Below are 16,323 nucleotides of genomic sequence, written 5' to 3' on the forward strand. Positions count from 1 at the left end.
CGGCGACCCTGTGCGGGGCCGCCGGGACGCACCGGTACGGCGCTCTCAGAACCCCATCCGCTGCAGCTGCTTGGGGTCGCGCTGCCAGTCCTTGGCCACCTTCACGTGCAGGTCGAGGTAGATCCGCGCGCCGAGCAGCTTCTCGATCCCCTCCCGTGCCTGGGACCCGACCTCGCGCAGCCGGGACCCGCCCCGGCCGATGATGATGCCCTTCTGGCTCTCGCGCTCGACGAACAGGTTGACGCGCACGTCCAGCAGCGGGGCAATACCGGCGGCGCCGTCCGTGCCCTCGTCCTGCCCGGTGCCCTCCCGCGGCACGATCTCCTCGACGACGACGGCCAGCGAGTGGGGCAGCTCGTCCCGGATGCCCTCCAGGGCCGCCTCGCGCACGAGCTCGGCGATCATCGTCTCCTCGGGCTCGTCGGTGAGCTCACCCCCGGGGTAGAGGTCGGGCCCCTCGGGCAGGTGCGCCACGAGAACCTCGGTGAGCTCCTCGACCTGGTAGCCGCCCTTGGCGGAGACGGGCACGATCGCCGACCAGTCGCGGTCGATCGACCGCGCGAGCTGGTCCACCGCCAGCAGGTGCTCGGCCAGCTGGCCCCGGCCGACGAGGTCGGCCTTGGTCACCACGGCCACGACCGGGACCGCCGACCGGCGGCCCTCCATCAGCGGGGCGAGCTGGTTGGCGATGTAGCGGTCACCCGGTCCGATCTTCTGGTCCGCGGGCAGGCAGAACGCGACCACGTCGACCTCGCTGAGCGTGTCCAGCACGAGCGTGTTGAGCCGTTCGCCGAGCAGCGTGCGGGGCCGGTGCAGGCCCGGGGTGTCCACCAGCACCATCTGGGCGTCCTCGCGCTGGACGATCCCGCGGATGGTGTGCCGGGTCGTCTGCGGCCGGGCGGACATGATCGCGACCTTCTCCCCCACCAGCGCGTTGGTCAGCGTCGACTTGCCGACGTTGGGGCGCCCCACCAGGCAGGCGAAGCCGGAGCGGTGCGGGTTCTCGTGGGTCATACGGCGTCCTTCTGGTCGTGCGGCACGACGTCGTCGTCCTCGTCCACCGCGGGGAGTGCGATCCGTCGCACCAGGAGACTGGCGAGCTTCTTGCGGCGACCCTCGACGTGCTCGGCCTCGAGCCGCAGCGCCCCGGCGTCGGCGGAGGACCCGGCCAGCGGCACCTTGCCGAGCGCCTTGGCGAGCAGACCACCGGCGGTGTCGACGTCGTCGTCGTCCAGGCGCAGGTCGAACAGCTCGCCGAGCTCGTCCACGGGCATCCGGGCGGGCACCCGCCAGAGCCCGTCGCCGAGGTCCTCCGGCTCGGGCTCGGCGACGGTGTCGTGCTCGTCGGTCAGCTCCCCGACGAGCTCCTCGATGATGTCCTCGACGGTGACCAGCCCGGCCACCCCGCCGTACTCGTCGACGACGATCGCGATGTGGGAACGCCGGGCCTGCATCTCGCGCAGCAGGTCGTCGGCCGGCTTGGACTCCGGCACGAACACCGCCTCGCGTGCTACGTCCCGGACAGGCCAGTCCGCCGCCCCGGCGTCGTTCTCGAGCCGCCGCGCCACGTCCTTGAGGTAGACCACGCCGAGCAGGTCGTCGACGGTGCGGCCGACGACCGGGATCCGCGAGAAGCCCGAGCGCAGGAACAACCGCATGGCCTTCTGCAGCGAGGTGTCGGCGCCGGCGGTGACCATGTCGGTGCGCGGCACCATCACCTCGCGGGCGAGGGTGTCGCCGAGCTGGAGGGCCGAGCGCAGCAGCTCCCGCTCCGGCTCCTCGATCGCCTCGTTCTCGCGGACCCGGTCGGCCATGTCCTGCAGCTCGTCGGTCTCGGGCACGGCGACGTCGGCGGCCCGGTCCCGTCGCGGCACCCAGGCCACGGCCCGGTGCACGACGGACAGGGGGCCGGCGAGCATGACCAGCGCCGTGGTGGGGCGGTGGTGGGCCCACGTGCGCGGGCTGAGCCGCACCACGAGGATCCCCGCGAGGACCCCGACGACGGCGGCGGCGAGCAGCACCTCCCACCACCGGTCGAACCAGTGGGCCAGCAGCAACGTCGCCGACGCCACGGACACCGTCTCGGCCAGCACCCGGACCAGGGCGAACGACCCGGCGGCACGGGAGTCGGCCGCGAGCGCCTGCGCCCGGCGGATGTTGCGCCGTCGGCGTCGGGCCGGCGTCCCGCCGTCCGGTCCGGGCTCCTCGAGGGCGAGGGCCAGGGAGACCTTGGTGACCCGTTCGACGGCGGCCTCGCCGGCGCTGAGCAACGCGGACAGGCCCAGTGCCGCGACGAGCGCGGCCCACAGCACGAGGTCGGGAGCGTCCACCGCGCCGCTCACCGCCCGGCCAGGAAGGTCAGCAGGAGCCGTCGTTGCAGGGCGAACATCTCTCGTTCCTCGTCAGGGTCGGCATGGTCGTAGCCGAGCAGGTGCAGGATCCCGTGCGTGGTGAGCAGCAGCATCTCCTCGACCGTGGAGTGCCCGGCGGCGCGGGCCTGGGTGGCGGCCACCTCGGGGCACAGCACGATGTCCCCGAGCGTGCCGGGCGGGGTCTCCTCGCCCTCGCGGCCGGGGCGCAGCTCGTCCATGGGGAAGGACAGCACGTCGGTGGGACCGGGCTCGTCCATCCACTGCACGTGCAGGTCGGTCATGGCGGCGGTGTCGACGAACACGATCGACAGCTCGGCCGCGGGGTGGACGTGCAGCTCGTCGAGCGCGAACCGGGCCAGGGCGGCGAACTCGGCCTCGTCGACCTCGACGCCGGACTCGTTGTTGACCTCGATGCTCACCGGCGTCCTCCTCGGTCGTGGCGTCCGGGCCGTCGGCGGTCGTCGGCCGGGCGGGTGCTGTCCCAGCGGGCGTAGGCGTCGACGATGTCGCTCACGAGGCGGTGCCGGACGACGTCGGTGCTGCTCAGCCGGCAGAACTCGACGTCGTCGACCCCGGTGAGGATGTCCTCGACCACCCGCAGGCCCGACGTCGTCCCGCCGGGCAGGTCGACCTGGGTGGCGTCGCCGGTGATCACCATCGTCGAGCCGAACCCGAGCCGGGTGAGGAACATCTTCATCTGCTCGGCGGAGGTGTTCTGCGCCTCGTCCAGGATGATGAACGAGTCGTTCAACGAACGGCCGCGCATATAGGCCAGCGGAGCGACCTCGATGGTGCCGGACTCCACCAGCCGCGGGATGGAGTCGGGGTCGACCATGTCGTGCAGCGCGTCGTAGAGCGGGCGCAGGTACGGGTCGATCTTGTCGCTGAGCGAGCCGGGCAGGTAGCCGAGCTTCTCCCCCGCCTCGACGGCGGGACGCGTGAGGATGATGCGGTTGACCTGCTTGGCCTGCAGGGCCTGCACGGCCTTCGCCATCGCCAGGTAGGTCTTGCCGGTGCCCGCCGGGCCGATGCCGAAGGTGATCGTGTTGGCCGCGATGGCCTCGACGTAGCGCTTCTGGCCGACGGTCTTTGGGCGGATCGTGCGGCCGCGCCCGGAGAGGATGTCGTGGGTGAGCACCTCGGCGGGCCGCTGGGCGGCGGCGGAGGTCAGCATCGACACCGAGCGGGAGACCACCTCGGGGGTGAGCGGGGTGCCGGCCTCGACGACCTCGACCAGCTCGTCGAGCAGCCGTGCCACCAGGGCGACGTCGCCGGCCGGGCCGTGCACGGAGATCTCGTTGCCGCGGGCGTGCACGTCCACCCCGGGGAACCCGTCCTCGATCGCTCGCAGGACGGAGTCGCCGCTGCCGAGCAGCGCCACCATCGGCACGTGCGGGGGGACGACGACGCGATGCTCGGTGGCGTGCCGCGGGTGGTCGGTCAGGGAGCGGTCGGAGGCGGGGGACGTCATGCTCAGGCGGGACTCCATCCCAGCTGGGTGCCGGCCAGGACGTGGCCGTGCACGTGGAAGACGCTCTGGCCCGCACGCGGGCCGGAGTTGAAGATGAACCGGTACTGGCCGTCGGCGAGGTCGTGCGCGATCTCGTCGGCGACGGCGACGACCTCGGCGAGCAGCTCCGGGTCGGCGGCGGCCAGGACGGACACGTCGCCGTGGTGCTCCTTGGGCACGACGAGCACGTGCACCGGCGCCTGCGGGTCGATGTCCCGGAACGCCAGGACCCGCTCGGTGTCGGCCACGACGTCGGCCGGCTGCAGGCCGGCGACGATCTTGCAGAAGAGGCAGTCCGCCTCGGTCTCCGTCGTCATGCGTCCACGCTACCGCCAGCGGCCCAGCCGGTCGCTCAGGAGCGCCACGGCCACGGGACCCGCCGTGGAGGTACGCAGCACGTGCGGGCCGAGCCGTGCCGTCACGGCGCCGGCGTCGGTGAGCGCGCTGACCTCCTCCGTGGAGATCCCGCCCTCGGGGCCGACGACGAGCGCCAGCTCGGGAGGCGCGTCCGCGCCGAGAGCCGGCTCCGGGAGCGCGACGTCGGCGAGCGGTGTCGTGGCCTCCTCGTGCAGGACGACGACGGCACCGCCCGCGGCGACGACGTCGCGCACCCGGGCGGCCAGCGTCCGCGTGGTGACGTGCTCCTCCACCGGCGGCAGCCACGCGCGGCGGGACTGCTTGACCGCCGCGAGCACGGTGGCGGCCCACTTGGCGCGCGCCTTCTCGGCCCGCGGTCCGCGCCAGACGACGACGGACCGGTCGGCCTGCCAGGGCACGACGGCGTCGACCCCGACCTCGACCGCGGCCTCGACCGCCTGGTGGTCGCGGTCGCCCTTGGCCAGCGCCTGCACGAGGGTCAGGCGCACGGCCGGCGCCGGTTCGTGCCGCACGTCCTCGACGCGCAGGGCGACCTCGCCGCCGTCGACCGTCTCGACGACGCCGAGCACGCGGGTGCCCGCGCCGTCGACGACGTCGACCCGCTCACCGGCGCGCCGTCGCTGGACGACGCCGGCGTGCCGCCCCTCCGCCCCGCCGAGGACGTAGGTCGCCCCCGGGGCCAGGGAGGCCGGCACGCCGTGGTCGACGAAGACCGGTGCGCTCACGACGTCGCGCCTAGCGCCCGGCGAACTTGTCCCGCAGCCGCGAGAACACGCCCGGGTGGGCCGCGGCCAGCCGCGGGTCGGGGCGTTCCTCGCCGCGCAGGTTCGCCAGCCGGCGCAGCAGCTCGGTCTGCTCCTCGTCGAGGGAGGTCGGCACCTGGACCTCGACGTGGACGTTGAGGTCGCCGCGACCGTTGCCGTGCAGGTGCCCCACGCCGAGGCCCTTGAGGGTGACGATCTCGCCGGGCTGGATGCCCGGACGCAGGTCGATCTCCTGCTGGCCGTCGAGGGTGGACAGCTCGAGCACGGTGCCCAGCGCGGCCGCGGTCATCGGCACCGGCAGGGTGCAGTGCAGGTCGTCGCCGCGGCGCACGAACGTGTCGTGGGCCTTCTCCCGGATCTCGACGTACAGGTCGCCCGCCGGACCACCGCCCGGCCCGACCTCGCCCTGGGCGGCGAGCTTGATCCGGGTCCCGGTGTCCACGCCCGCGGGGACGTTGACCGTCAGCGAGCGACGCGAGCGCACCCGGCCCTCGCCGGAGCACTCCGCGCAGGGCTCGGGGATGATCGTGCCGAAGCCCTGGCAGGCCGCGCAGGGCGCCGTCGTCATGACCTGGCCGAGGAACGACCGGGCCACGCGCTGGACGTTGCCCTGGCCGTGGCAGACCTCGCAGGTCCGCACGTCGGTCCCGGGCCGGCACCCGTTGCCGCCGCAGGTGCCGCACACCACGGCGGTGTCGACCTGCAGCTCGCGCTTGCCGCCGAACGTGGCCTCGGAGAGGTCGATGTCCATGCGCACCAGCGCGTCCTGGCCGCGCCGGGCCCGCGGCACGGGACCGCTGGCCTGACCGCCGCCGAAGAACGTCTCGAAGATGTCCTGGAAGCCGAAGCCCTGGCCGAAGCCGGCTCCGGCGCCGCCGCCGGGTGCGCTCGGGTCGACGCCCAGGTCGTACTGCTCGCGCTTCTCGCGGTTCGACAGCACCTCGTAGGCCCGGGCGACGTCCTTGAACCTCTCCTCGCCCTCGGCACCCGCGACGTCGGGGTGGAGCTCGCGCGCCATGCGGCGATAGGCCTTCTTGATCTGCTCGGGAGTGGCGTCACGCTCGACGCCGAGGATCTCGTAGTAGTCGGTCACAGGTCTCTCTTCGGTGACGTGGAGAAAGTCTGGTCAGGGATACCGGTGGTCAGTTCGGCAGCACGCGGGACAGGTAGCGTGCCACGGCGCGGACCGAGGCGATGGTGCCCGGGTAGTCCATGCGGGTGGGGCCGATGGACCCGAGGGAGGCGACGGTGTCGCCGTCGCTACCGTAACCGGAGGCGACGACGGAGGTCTCGGTGAGACCGTCGAGCCGGTTCTCGTGCCCGATCCGCACCCCGACCCCGTCGGTCGCCATCTCGGTGAGGAGCCCGAGCAGCACCACCTGCTCCTCGAGCGCCTCGAGGACGGGGCTCAGCCCCTGCTCGAACGTGGCGCCGGACCGGGCCAGGTTGGCCGTGCCGGCCAGCACGATCCGCTCCTCGTTCTCCTCCCCGAGCGTCTCGACGACGAGGTCCGCCACTGCCTGGGCCACGCCGCTGAGGCGCGGGCCCACGGACTCGACCACGCCGGCGAACACGCCGGTGAGGTCGGCGAGGCGCTTGCCGGCGGCGGCCGCGTTGAACCGGGCCCGCAGCTCGCCGATGGTGCCCTCGTCGAGGTCCGTGCCGGCATCCGTCCCGTCCGGTCGCACCGGCAGCTCGCAGTAGCGCTGCTCGACGCGGCCGGTGTCGGTGATGACCACGACGAGGATCCGGGAGTCCGCCACGGGCACGAGCTCGAGGTGGCGCAGCCCGGACCGCCGCAGCGACGGGTACTGCACGACGGCGACCTGCCCGGTGAGCTGGGCGATGAGCCGCCCCGCGCGCGTCAGGACGTCGTCGAGGTCGATCGCCTCGGACAGGAAGGCCTCGATGGCCCGCTTCTGGGGGACGTTGAGGGGCCGGACCTCGGCGAGCCGGTCGACGAACACCCGGTACCCGGCGTCCGTGGGCACCCGGCCGGCCGACGTGTGCGGCTGGGCGATGTACCCGGCGTCCTCCAGCGCGGCCATGTCGTTGCGGATCGTGGCCGGGGAGACACCGAGACGGTGACGCTCGGTGAGCATGCGCGACCCGACGGGTTCGCGCGTGGTGACGTAGTCCTCGACGATGGCGCGCAGCACCTCGAGCCGACGTTCCTCGCTCACTTCTCGACCTCCCCTCGCTCGGCGCCCCGGGGGGTTTAGCACTCTCCAGGGCTGAGTGCCATCTTACGCGGTTCGTGCGACGGTCCGGCGTCACCCGCCCGTCACCGGTGAGGTACGTCATGCCCGCCCCCGTCGCCGGGCCCCGTCCCCGTGTGCTGTCGACGCTCGTCCGCCCGCGGCACCGCCGGACCGGGGCGGTCCGTCCCGCCCGAGGCGTGCCGTCCCGCAGGCTGGCAGCATGTCCCCATGAGGGTCAGCCAGGTCCCCCTGGTCGGGCGCCGGCCCGAGCTCGCCGCGCTGCGCGACGCCCTCGACGGTGCCACGCACGGCGCGGGGCGATGCCTCGTCGTGGCCGGTGAGGCCGGGATCGGCAAGACGCGCCTCGTCGAGGAGCTCCTCGACGGCGTCGACACCGGCACGACCCTCGTGGCCCGGGGCCAGTGCGCCGACTCCGGCGCGGGCCCCGTGCCCTACGCCGGGCTCGACGGCGTGCTGCGGGACCTGGTCGGCGCGCTCGGTGAGGAGGCGGTGCTGGACGCCGCCGGCCCCGCGGCGGACGCCCTCGGCGTGATCCTGCCCCGGCTGGTGACCGTGCGGCCCGGCGTCGACGGCGGCCGCGTACCGGAGGTGCTCACCGACCTGCTGACGACGGTCTGCGCCCGCCGGACGGTCGTGGTCGTCGTCGAGGACCTGCACTGGTCCGACGACGTCACGCGGACCACCGTCGCGCGGCTCGCCCGCGCCGCCCCGTCCACCCACCTGCTCGTGCTGGTCACCTACCGCAGCGACGACGTCGGCCGGCGCCACCCGCTGCGCACCACCCTGGCCGAGCTCGACCGGGCTCGGCTCGCCGAACGGGTCGAGGTGCCGCGCCTCGCCGACCCGGAGGTCGTCGAGCTCGCACGCGCCGTGCTCCCCGACGCACCGGCCGGCGCGGACCGGACCGGCGCCGGGGGCCTGGGCGAGCTGGTCGAGCGTGCCGAGGGCGTGCCCTTCTACGTCGAGGAGCTCGCCTGCTGCTACGACGGTGACATCCCCGTCTCGCTGCGTGACGTCCTGCTGCTGCGCTACGCGGGCCTGTCGGAGGCGGCGCAGGCGTTCTGCCGGGTGGTCGCCGCCGGCGGGGTCCGCGCCGGCCGTGACGTGCTGGCCGCCGTCCTGGGCGACGAGGCGCTCGAGCGGGCCGAACCCGCTGCGCGCGAGGCCGTCGACGCCCTGGTCCTGCAGGCCGACCCCGACGGCTACGGGTTCCGTCACGCCCTGATGCAGGAGGCCGTCGAGGCGGAGCTGCTGCCCACCGAGCGGCGGCGGCTGCACGCGGCCTACGCCGAGGCGCTGGCCACCGGTCCGGCCACCGTGCCGCGGCTGGTCGAGCAGGCCGACCACTGGTGGCACGCCCGTGTGCCGGACCGCGCCCTGGCCGCCGCCGTGACCGGCCTGGACGCCGCCGCGAACGACGTCGCCCCGGCGGCTGCCGTCCGGCTCGGGGAACGGGCTCTCGAGCTGTGGGACACCGTGCCGGACGCGGCGGACGTCACCGGGACCACGCACCACGACCTGCTCGTGCGGGTCGCCGAGGCCGAGACCGTCGCGACCCACGTCGACCGGGCCCTGGCGCTGGCGCGTCAGGCGTTGGACGAGTGGCCCGCCGACGACCCCGCGGGCCGGGCCCGCACCCTCGGGCTCGTGGCGGTGCAGCAGCTGCGCGCGGGCGACGTCGCGGGCCTGGACCGGACCCGGGAGGCGCTCGCGGCGGCACCGCAGGACGACCTCGGGACGCTCGCCGGGCTGCTGCGCCTGGACGCCCGCGCCAAGATGCTCGCCGGCCGCTTCCAGGAGGCGGTCGCGGCCGCCGGGCGCGGCTACGAGGCCGCGACGGCCGCGGGCGACCGCTCCACCGCCGCGCTGCTGCTGAACACCAGCGGTCTCGCCCGGCTGAGCGCGGGCGACCCGGGCGGCCTCGACGAGCTCGAGGAGTCCCGCCGCCTCTCCGGGGACGACTGGGCCGGGCGGGCCCACTACTTCACCAACCTCTCCGACCACCAGCTCCGGCTCGGCCGGTTCGCCGAGGCGCTGCGGACCGCCTCCGCCGGTGCCGAGGTCGGCCGCGCCGGGGGATCCGGCTGGAGCAGCCGCGCGATGCTGGAGGGCAACGTCGCCGAGGCCCTCATCGGGCTCGGCCGCTGGGAGGAGGCCGACGCCTGGTACCGGCGGGCCACGAACGAGGTCTCGCCGAGCGCCTGGGCCGTCTACCTCGCCGAACGATGGACGTGGCTCACGCTGTGGCGCGGGGACGTCGAGACCGCCCAGGCGATGGGGCGACGCCACCGGGCCGTGTGGCTGCGGTTCGCCGAGGTGGAGATGCAGGTCCGGGGTCGGGCCCCGGCCACGCTGGCCGAGCTGGCCCTCGCGCGCGACGACGTCGACGACGCGCTCGACCTGGTCCGGCACGCCGCCGACCCCGGTCGGCTGTCCGGGGCGTACGCCCTGACGGTGCTGGCGGTCGCCGCCCGGGTGCTCGCCCGGGCCCGCGCCGCCGGCCGGGCGGTCGACGTCGGACCGTACGAGGAGGCCCTGGCCGCCGCCGCCTTCTGGCCGACCCACCGGTTGTGGGCGACGGTGTTCGCCGCCGAGCTGGGCCGGGCCCCGTGGCCCGAGGTCAGCGCGTTCGGTCCCGACGACGGCGCCCCGGCACACCTGCGCCCCTACGCCCTCGTGCGCGAGGGCGAGCACCGGCTCGCGGCGGGCGACAAGGCTCCCGCGCGCGAGCTGCTCGGTGACGCCGCGGAGGCCGCGCGCGACGTCGGTGCCGGCTCCCTGCTGGCCCGGGCGACCTCGCTGCTGCACGACGCGGGACTCGCGGCACCGACCCGGCGCCGGCCGGCCGAGGCCGGCGCCGACCCGCTCACCGACCGGGAGCGCCAGGTGCTGGAGCTGGTCGCCGAGGGACTGACGAACGGGCAGATCGCCGAGCGGCTGTTCATCTCCCGCAAGACGGCGTCGGTGCACGTCTCGGCGATCCTGCGCAAGCTCGGTGTCACGAGCCGCACCGAGGCCGCCGTCGTGGCCCGGTCCACGGCGCACCCCGCCTGACCCTCCGGGTACCTCAGACGGGCGCCGCCCCGGGCCGGGGGTACCTCAGGCCTGCCGAGCGACGCGCCGGCGAAGACCGGACGGATGCCCGATCCACACCCCTACCTCAGGGACCGAACCTGGAGTCATCGCGAGCCACCCCGGCCCGCCGACCAAGGAGGGTCACCATGTCCCCGGAGCAGTTCCACCAGATGTACCGCCTCCAGGAGGCCGAGGTCGTCCGCGAGGCCGAGCACCGCCGTCAGGCGGCCGAGCGCGGCGAGCGGACGGCACCGGCGCACCGCCGGCACCCCGCCACGGCCCCGCGCCCCCGCGTGCTGGTGGCCCTCGACCGCCTGCGCATGGCTCGGGCCCGTGCGGTCCGCGCAGCCTGAGGCGTACCGCCCCGGGGGCTGGCAGCATGACTTCATGAGGGTCAGCCGGGTCCCGCTGATCGGCCGCGAGAGCGAGCTCGCGACGTTGCGTGGCCTCCTCGACGAGGCCGCGCACGGCGACGGCCAGTGCGTGATCGTGGGTGGCGAGGCCGGGATCGGCAAGACGCGCCTCGTCGAGGAGCTCCTCGACGGGTCCGCTGCCGACCCGGCCTTCGTCCTGCGGGGCCAGTGCGCCGACTCCGGCGCCGGTCCCGTGCCCTACGCCGGGCTCGCGGGTCTGCTGCGGGACGCCGTCGCCGCGCTGGGGGCCGAGGCCACGCTGGAGGCCGCCGGACCGGCGGCGGACGCCCTCGGCGTCGTGCTCCCCGAGCTGGTCGAGGTCCGGGCGGACGGGGAGGCCGGACGCCTCCCGGAGGCCTTCGCCGCACTGCTCACCACGCTCGCCGGGCGACGGCCCGTCGTGGTCGTGATCGAGGACCTGCACTGGTCCGACGACGCCACCCGCGGCTGCCTGGCCCGCCTCGCGCGCACCGCCCCGGGCCGCCGGCTGCTGGTGGTGGTCACGTACCGCAGCGACGACGTCGGACGGACCCACCCCCTGCGGACCCTGCTCGCGGAGATCGAGCGGGCCCGGCTCGCCACCCGGATCGAGGTCCCGCGGCTCGCCGCCCACGACGTCGTCGCCCTGTTCCGGGCGCACCTCGACGCCGGAGCCGTCGACCTCGAGGAGGTCGTCGACCGCAGCCAGGGTGTGCCGTTCTACGTCGAGGAGCTCGCCACCGGGGTCGGCGTCACCCTGCCGGACTCGGTGCGCGACCTGATGCTCCTGCGGTACTCACGCCTCGGCCGCCAGGCGCAGGAGTTCTGCCGCACCGTGGCCGCCGCCGGGCAGAGCGTCGGGCACGAGCTGCTCGCCGCGGCGCTCGGCGACGAGGCCGTCCGGGAGACCGAGCCCGCCGCCCGCGAGGCCGTCGAGGCCGGGGTCCTCGTCGTCGACGCCGACGGCTACCGGTTCCGGCACGCCCTCATGCAGGAGGCCGTGGCCACCGAGCTGCTGCCCAGCGAGAGCCGACGCCTGCACACCGCCTACGCCCGCGCCCTGGAGACCCGGCCGGCCACCATCGCCCGCCTCGCGGAGATCGCGGACCACTGGTGGCGTGCCCGCGTGCCGGACCGGGCGCTCGCCGCGTGCGTGGCGGGCCAGGCCGCGGCCGGCGAGTACGCGGCGACGTCCACGGCCGTCGCCCTGGGCGAGCGGGCGCTCGAGCTGTGGGACCTGGTCGCGGACCCCGAGGGGGTCACGGGCACCACCCACGCCGAGCTCATGCGACGGGTGGCCTGGGCCCTGCACGTCGGGTCCCAGGCCGAGCGTGCGCTCGCGCTCGCCCGCCAGGCCCTCGCCGAGTGGCCGCCCGACGACCCGGCCGGCCGCGTCTCCGCCTACGTGACGCTGTCGACGGCCGCCGAGGTCACCGGGTCCGACGAGGGCCGGCGCCTGCTCGACCACGCCCTGGAGGAGATCCCGGACGACGACGTCGCCGGGCGCGCCGCCCTGCTCACCGAGTCCGCCCGGGGCGCGATGATGGAAGGGCACGAGGAGCGGGCCATCGAGCTCGCCAACCAGGGTCTGGCCGCCGCCGAGGAGGCCGGGGACCGCAGGCTGCAGGCGCGCTGCTACAACATCCGGGCGGTCAGCCGCGTGGTCACCGGCGACCTGGACGGGCTCGAGGACTTCGCCCTCGACCGTGAGCTCGCCGGCGACGACTGGGACGCGCTGATGAAGCACTTCGTCAACGCCTCCGAGGCCACCCTGCGCGTCGGCAGGGCGCACCGGGCGCTGGAGATCGCCGAGGAGGGCGCCACCCGGGCGCGCGAGCGCGGCACCGGGATCGGGATGCGGTCGCGCATCGAGGGCAACGGCATCGAGGCCTTGATCGACCTCGGCCGCTGGGACGAGGCGGCCGCCTGGTTCGAGCGGACCGTCCCCCTCATGGGCCGCAGCGTCTTCACCGTCACCCTCACCGAGCTGTGGGCCTGGCTCCTGCTGTGGCGCGGCGAGGTCGAGCAGGCGGAGTCCGTGGTCCGGACCTACCGGGCGTCCTGGGAACGGCACGGCCGGATCGAGCTGCAGGTGCGCTCGCTGCTCACCACCACGCTGGCGGACCTGGCCCTGGAGCGCGGGGACGTGGACGAGGCCCTCGGCGCCGTGGCGGACGCCGTGGCCGACCCCCTGCAACGCCGGTCGGCGTCGTCGCTGCTGCCGATCCTCGGGATCGCGGCCCGGGCGCTGGCCGCCGCACGGGCCGCCGGGCAGGAGGTGGACAGCACGCCCTACCGCGAGGCGCTCGCCGACTGCGCCGGGTGGCCGACCCACGGCGTCTGGGCGGCCCTGTTCGCGGCCGAGCTCGGCGAGGGCCCGTGGTCCGCGGTGGCCTCTCTCGGGCCCGACGACGGCGCACCGGCCCACCTGCGGCCCTACGCCGAGTACCGCGAGGGGGCCCGCCTCCTGGCCGCCGGGGACCGGCCCGGCGGCCGTGCCGCGCTGGGCGCGGCGGTCCGGGACGCCGAGTCGATCGGGTGCGGGCTCGTCGCCCGGCACGCCGCGGCGCTGCTGGCGGGGGCCGGCACCGCGTCGCCGTCGCGCCGGGAACCGCACGACCCGGCCGACCGTCTCACCGACCGGGAGCGCCAGGTGCTGGAGCTGGTCGCCGAGGGACTGACGAACGGGCAGATCGCCGAGCGGCTGTTCATCTCCCGCAAGACGGCGTCGGTGCACGTCTCGGCCATCCTGCGCAAGCTCGGCGTCACGAGCCGGACCGAGGCCGCCGTCCGCGCGCGCGAGGCCACCGCGGCCCGCCCGGTCCCGCACCGGCCGTAGCCGCACCCGACCACGCCGCCACCACGCTGCACGACACGCCACGCCGCCACGACGACCCGGAGCCCTCGCGGTCGTACCTCGCGTCACGTGGTCGTACCCGCGGGGTACGACGGCGGGACGGGAGGTACGACCGCAAGGCCCGGCCCGGCCCGGGGCGGGGCGGACCCGGGGCGGGATCGACCCGTGGTCGGACGGGTGTCGGTCCCCCGGCACCGGCCCACGCCTGCCTAGGCTCACGCCGTGCACGATCGCTACGGCTCCGACGTCCTGTCCTCCTCCCCCGGCGCGTCCGGCGGGTCCGCCCACCACCGCCGGCGCCTCGTGTCGCGACCGCAACCCGCCGAGCCGGGTCTCGTCGTGGAGGAGGTCACCAGCGGCTGGGTGGGCGCCGTCGTCCGCGTGGAGAAGTCCGGCGGCGTGCACCTGGTCGTGCTGGAGGACCGGCACGGGAAGGTCCGGTCCTTCCCGCTCGGGCCGGGGTTCTGGGTCGACGGACGACCCGTCGCCCTCACCGCACCGGTCACCTCCCGCGCCCCGGCCGCCCCGGCACGCACCGCGTCCGGGTCGGTCGCCGTGCACGGGGCCCGCGCACGCGTCGCGCGGGGCTCGCGGATCTGGGTCGAGGGCAAGCACGACGCCGAGCTCGTCGAGAAGGTCTGGGGGGACGACCTGCGGATCGAGGGGGTCGTCGTCGAGATGCTCGACGGCGTCGACCACCTGGCCGAGGCCCTGGCCGAGTTCGCACCCACGCCCGAGCGGCGCGTCGGGGTGCTGGTCGACCACCTGGTGCCCGGCGCCAAGGAGCAGCGGATCGCGGCCGACGCGCTGCGCAGCGTGCCGGACGGCACCGTCCTGGTGCTCGGGCACCCCTACGTGGACGTGTGGCAGGCGGTGAAGCCGGCCCGGGTCGGTCTGGAGACGTGGCCGACCATCGAGCGCGGCACCGAGTGGAAACGCGGCATCCTGCGGGAGCTGGGCTGGCCCGCGGACTCGACGGCGGACGTCGGGCGCGCCTGGCAGCGGATCCTCGGCGCGGTGCGGGACTACCGCGACCTCGACCCGGCCCTGCTGGGCCGGGTCGAGGAGCTCATCGACTTCGTGACGGCCTGATCAGACCATCCCGTCGCGCCGCGCGTAGTGGTTCATCTTCTCGGAGATGTTCACCACCGCCTGGAAGACCTCCAGCCCGATCCGCCAGACCGCCAGGTAGACCAACGCGGCGATCCAGCCGAACAGGATGGTGACCAGGCCGACGTACCACTGGTCCGAGAACAGCGTGACGACACCGGCGATGAAGGAGAACAACCACCCGATCGCGATGAGGACCGTCAGGATCACGTAGACGATCTTGACGATCTTGGGGGTCACGTAGTTCGAGAACGAGAAGTCGAAGAGGGAACCCAGCAGCCCCTTCGTGTCGTCCCGGGCCACACCGGCCGCCGACGACGCGGCGGCCGAGTAGAACGGCTGCTGGCCGCCCTGGTAGCCGGTGGCGCCGCCCGCGTGCTCGGAGGGCGGCGGTGTCGACGGCTGCGGCGGCTGCGCGGGCCGCTCGGAGTAGGGGTCCTCGGGTCGTCCGGGCGGGTTCGGGGGGTTCTCGCTCATCGTTCCTCCTGGTCGGGACGTCATGGCCGAGCGACACCACTGTCGAACCGCCCGTGCCGCCTCGCCACCGGGAACGAGTTCCGGCGCAGACGGTGCGCACCCGTCCCGCACGCTGCCAGGATGGGGACATGACGCAGACTCCCCCGCCGACGGGACCGCCCCCGGGGCCCCGACCGCTCTCCCAGCCCGACGAACGGACCTGGGCGATCATGGCGCACATCGGTCCGCTGCTGATCGGGATCGTCACGGCCGGGTCGTTGGGTTTCGTGGCGCCGCTGATCATCTGGCTGGCGCTGCGCGACCGCAGCGCCTTCGTGGCCGACCAGGCGAAAGAGGCCCTCAACTTCCAGATCACCCTGCTGATCGGCCAGGTCGTCGGGTGGCTGACCGTCTGGCTGCTCGTCGGGTGGCTCGTGCTGGCGGCCGTGTGGGTGATCGGCATCGTCTTCGCGATCATCGCCGCGGTCACCGTCAACCGGTACGAGGCCTACCGGTATCCCGTGAACCTGCGAGTGGTGAGGTGACCGGGTGAAATCCCTTCACGACCGTCAGGGACACGGCGTCGGCGGGCTCCTCACCGGTAGTTTCGCCGGACGTGTCCGGTGCGCCCAGCGCGCCCTACCTCGAAGGAGAAGCAGATGAGCCAGTCGACTCCGGAACCACACCCCGAGGAGCACCCGCCCCCGGGTCAGCCTCAGCAGGGCTTCCCCCAGCAGCCGCCGACGGGTGCGAGCCAGGGGCAGGCCCAGCAGCCCCCGCAGGGCTACCCGCAACAGCCCCCGCAGGGCGGGCAGGCCCTTCCGCCGGTCGCGCCCTCGGAGGAGCGGACCTGGTCGATCGTCGCCCACGCCGGCGGGATCCTCGTCGGGTTCCTGGCCCCGCTGATCGTGTGGCTGATCTACAAGGACCGCAGCGCACGGCTCGACGACCAGGGCAAGGAAGCCCTGAACTTCCAGCTGACGATCCTCATCGCCTACGTCGTGGGCTGGATCCTGACGATGATCGTCATCGGCGGGCTCATCGTCTTCGCCGCCTGGGTGTGCACGATCATCTTCGGCATCCTCGGCGCGATGGCCGCCTCGCGCGACGAGTGGTACCGCTACCCGTTCAAGATCCGCTTCATCAAGTGACCCGCTGACCGGCACGGACCGCCCGCGCCGCGGGCG

15 protein-coding genes are annotated in these 16,323 nt (G+C 74.6%); 6 read left to right on the plus strand and 9 right to left on the minus strand.

The window, feature by feature from the left end; all coding sequences use genetic code 11:
• Positions 1-45: 45 nt before the first annotated feature.
• From era to hrcA, 8 genes are read right to left on the minus strand one after another with little or no spacing between them, the layout of a single operon-like run.
• On the minus strand, positions 46-1,014 hold the full coding sequence (gene era / locus Q6350_RS11115) for a GTPase Era (RefSeq protein ID WP_304604298.1): 969 nt from the start codon (positions 1,012-1,014) through the stop codon (positions 46-48).
• Positions 1,011-2,330 (minus strand): hemolysin family protein, encoded by a 1,320-nt coding sequence (locus tag Q6350_RS11120; protein ID WP_304604299.1) that lies wholly within the window; start codon positions 2,328-2,330, stop codon positions 1,011-1,013. The genes era and Q6350_RS11120 overlap by 4 nt, the downstream gene beginning before the upstream one ends.
• Positions 2,331-2,338: 8 nt before the next feature.
• Positions 2,339-2,791: an rRNA maturation RNase YbeY gene (ybeY, locus tag Q6350_RS11125; protein WP_304604300.1), complete on the minus strand. Its 453-nt coding sequence runs from the start codon at positions 2,789-2,791 to the stop codon at positions 2,339-2,341.
• A complete protein-coding gene (locus Q6350_RS11130; RefSeq protein ID WP_304604467.1) occupies positions 2,788-3,843 on the minus strand; it encodes a PhoH family protein in 1,056 nt (351 codons plus the stop codon). The genes ybeY and Q6350_RS11130 overlap by 4 nt, the downstream gene beginning before the upstream one ends.
• A 2-nt stretch (positions 3,844-3,845) precedes the next feature.
• On the minus strand, positions 3,846-4,199 hold the full coding sequence (locus tag Q6350_RS11135) for a histidine triad nucleotide-binding protein (RefSeq protein WP_171247949.1): 354 nt from the start codon (positions 4,197-4,199) through the stop codon (positions 3,846-3,848).
• A gap of 9 nt (positions 4,200-4,208) precedes the next feature.
• On the minus strand, positions 4,209-4,985 hold the full coding sequence (locus Q6350_RS11140; RefSeq protein ID WP_304604301.1) for a 16S rRNA (uracil(1498)-N(3))-methyltransferase: 777 nt from the start codon (positions 4,983-4,985) through the stop codon (positions 4,209-4,211).
• A gap of 10 nt (positions 4,986-4,995) precedes the next feature.
• A complete protein-coding gene (gene dnaJ / locus Q6350_RS11145; RefSeq protein WP_304604302.1) occupies positions 4,996-6,117 on the minus strand; it encodes a molecular chaperone DnaJ in 1,122 nt (373 codons plus the stop codon).
• A 49-nt stretch (positions 6,118-6,166) separates the two neighbouring features.
• On the minus strand, positions 6,167-7,207 hold the full coding sequence (hrcA, locus tag Q6350_RS11150) for a heat-inducible transcriptional repressor HrcA (RefSeq protein WP_304606967.1): 1,041 nt from the start codon (positions 7,205-7,207) through the stop codon (positions 6,167-6,169).
• 246 nt (positions 7,208-7,453) lie between these two features.
• On the opposite strand from hrcA, the gene Q6350_RS11155 reads away from it, so the two are divergent.
• From Q6350_RS11155 to Q6350_RS11170, 4 genes are all read left to right on the plus strand, one after another.
• Complete coding sequence (locus Q6350_RS11155; RefSeq protein WP_305066191.1) at positions 7,454-10,300, plus strand: LuxR family transcriptional regulator; 2,847 nt, start codon at positions 7,454-7,456, stop codon at positions 10,298-10,300.
• A gap of 167 nt (positions 10,301-10,467) precedes the next feature.
• Positions 10,468-10,674, plus strand: coding sequence for a hypothetical protein (locus Q6350_RS11160; RefSeq protein WP_304606965.1), 207 nt, complete (start codon positions 10,468-10,470; stop codon positions 10,672-10,674).
• A 34-nt stretch (positions 10,675-10,708) separates the two neighbouring features.
• Positions 10,709-13,552, plus strand: a complete 2,844-nt coding sequence (locus Q6350_RS11165; protein WP_304604306.1) for an AAA family ATPase — start codon at positions 10,709-10,711, stop codon at positions 13,550-13,552.
• Positions 13,553-13,792: 240 nt separating this feature from the next.
• On the plus strand, positions 13,793-14,662 hold the full coding sequence (locus Q6350_RS11170) for a DUF3097 domain-containing protein (RefSeq protein ID WP_304604307.1): 870 nt from the start codon (positions 13,793-13,795) through the stop codon (positions 14,660-14,662).
• On the opposite strand, the gene Q6350_RS11175 is transcribed toward Q6350_RS11170, so the two are convergent.
• Positions 14,663-15,157, minus strand: a complete 495-nt coding sequence (locus Q6350_RS11175; RefSeq protein ID WP_171247941.1) for a DUF4282 domain-containing protein — start codon at positions 15,155-15,157, stop codon at positions 14,663-14,665. It abuts the gene before it with no gap.
• A 128-nt stretch (positions 15,158-15,285) separates the two neighbouring features.
• Between Q6350_RS11175 and Q6350_RS11180 the strand changes: the two genes are divergently transcribed.
• Both Q6350_RS11180 and Q6350_RS11185 read left to right on the plus strand, forming a co-directional pair.
• The gene (locus tag Q6350_RS11180) at positions 15,286-15,681 is read left to right on the plus strand and encodes a DUF4870 domain-containing protein (RefSeq protein ID WP_171247940.1); all 396 of its coding nucleotides are present in this window, start codon (positions 15,286-15,288) and stop codon (positions 15,679-15,681) included.
• Between the two features lie 114 nt (positions 15,682-15,795).
• On the plus strand, positions 15,796-16,287 hold the full coding sequence (locus tag Q6350_RS11185) for a DUF4870 domain-containing protein (RefSeq protein ID WP_171247939.1): 492 nt from the start codon (positions 15,796-15,798) through the stop codon (positions 16,285-16,287).
• The last annotated feature ends 36 nt before the right edge of the window (positions 16,288-16,323 follow it).

This window comes from Isoptericola sp. b515 (assembly GCF_030588125.1).
Taxonomy (GTDB): Bacteria; Actinomycetota; Actinomycetes; order Actinomycetales; family Cellulomonadaceae; genus Isoptericola; species Isoptericola sediminis.

Excerpts from the sequence above, each read along its gene's own strand:
- era (WP_304604298.1), bottom strand. The coding sequence starts at position 1,014 with ATGACCCACGAGAACCCGCACCGCTCCGGCTTCGCCTGCCTGGTGGGG.
- Q6350_RS11130 (WP_304604467.1), bottom strand. The coding sequence starts at position 3,843 with ATGACGTCCCCCGCCTCCGACCGCTCCCTGACCGACCACCCGCGGCAC.
- Q6350_RS11135 (WP_171247949.1), bottom strand. The coding sequence starts at position 4,199 with ATGACGACGGAGACCGAGGCGGACTGCCTCTTCTGCAAGATCGTCGCC.
- Q6350_RS11155 (WP_305066191.1), top strand. The coding sequence starts at position 7,454 with ATGAGGGTCAGCCAGGTCCCCCTGGTCGGGCGCCGGCCCGAGCTCGCC.
- Q6350_RS11160 (WP_304606965.1), top strand. The coding sequence starts at position 10,468 with ATGTCCCCGGAGCAGTTCCACCAGATGTACCGCCTCCAGGAGGCCGAG.
- Q6350_RS11165 (WP_304604306.1), top strand. The coding sequence starts at position 10,709 with ATGAGGGTCAGCCGGGTCCCGCTGATCGGCCGCGAGAGCGAGCTCGCG.
- Q6350_RS11175 (WP_171247941.1), bottom strand. The coding sequence starts at position 15,157 with ATGAGCGAGAACCCCCCGAACCCGCCCGGACGACCCGAGGACCCCTAC.
- Q6350_RS11180 (WP_171247940.1), top strand. The coding sequence starts at position 15,286 with ATGACGCAGACTCCCCCGCCGACGGGACCGCCCCCGGGGCCCCGACCG.
- Q6350_RS11185 (WP_171247939.1), top strand. The coding sequence starts at position 15,796 with ATGAGCCAGTCGACTCCGGAACCACACCCCGAGGAGCACCCGCCCCCG.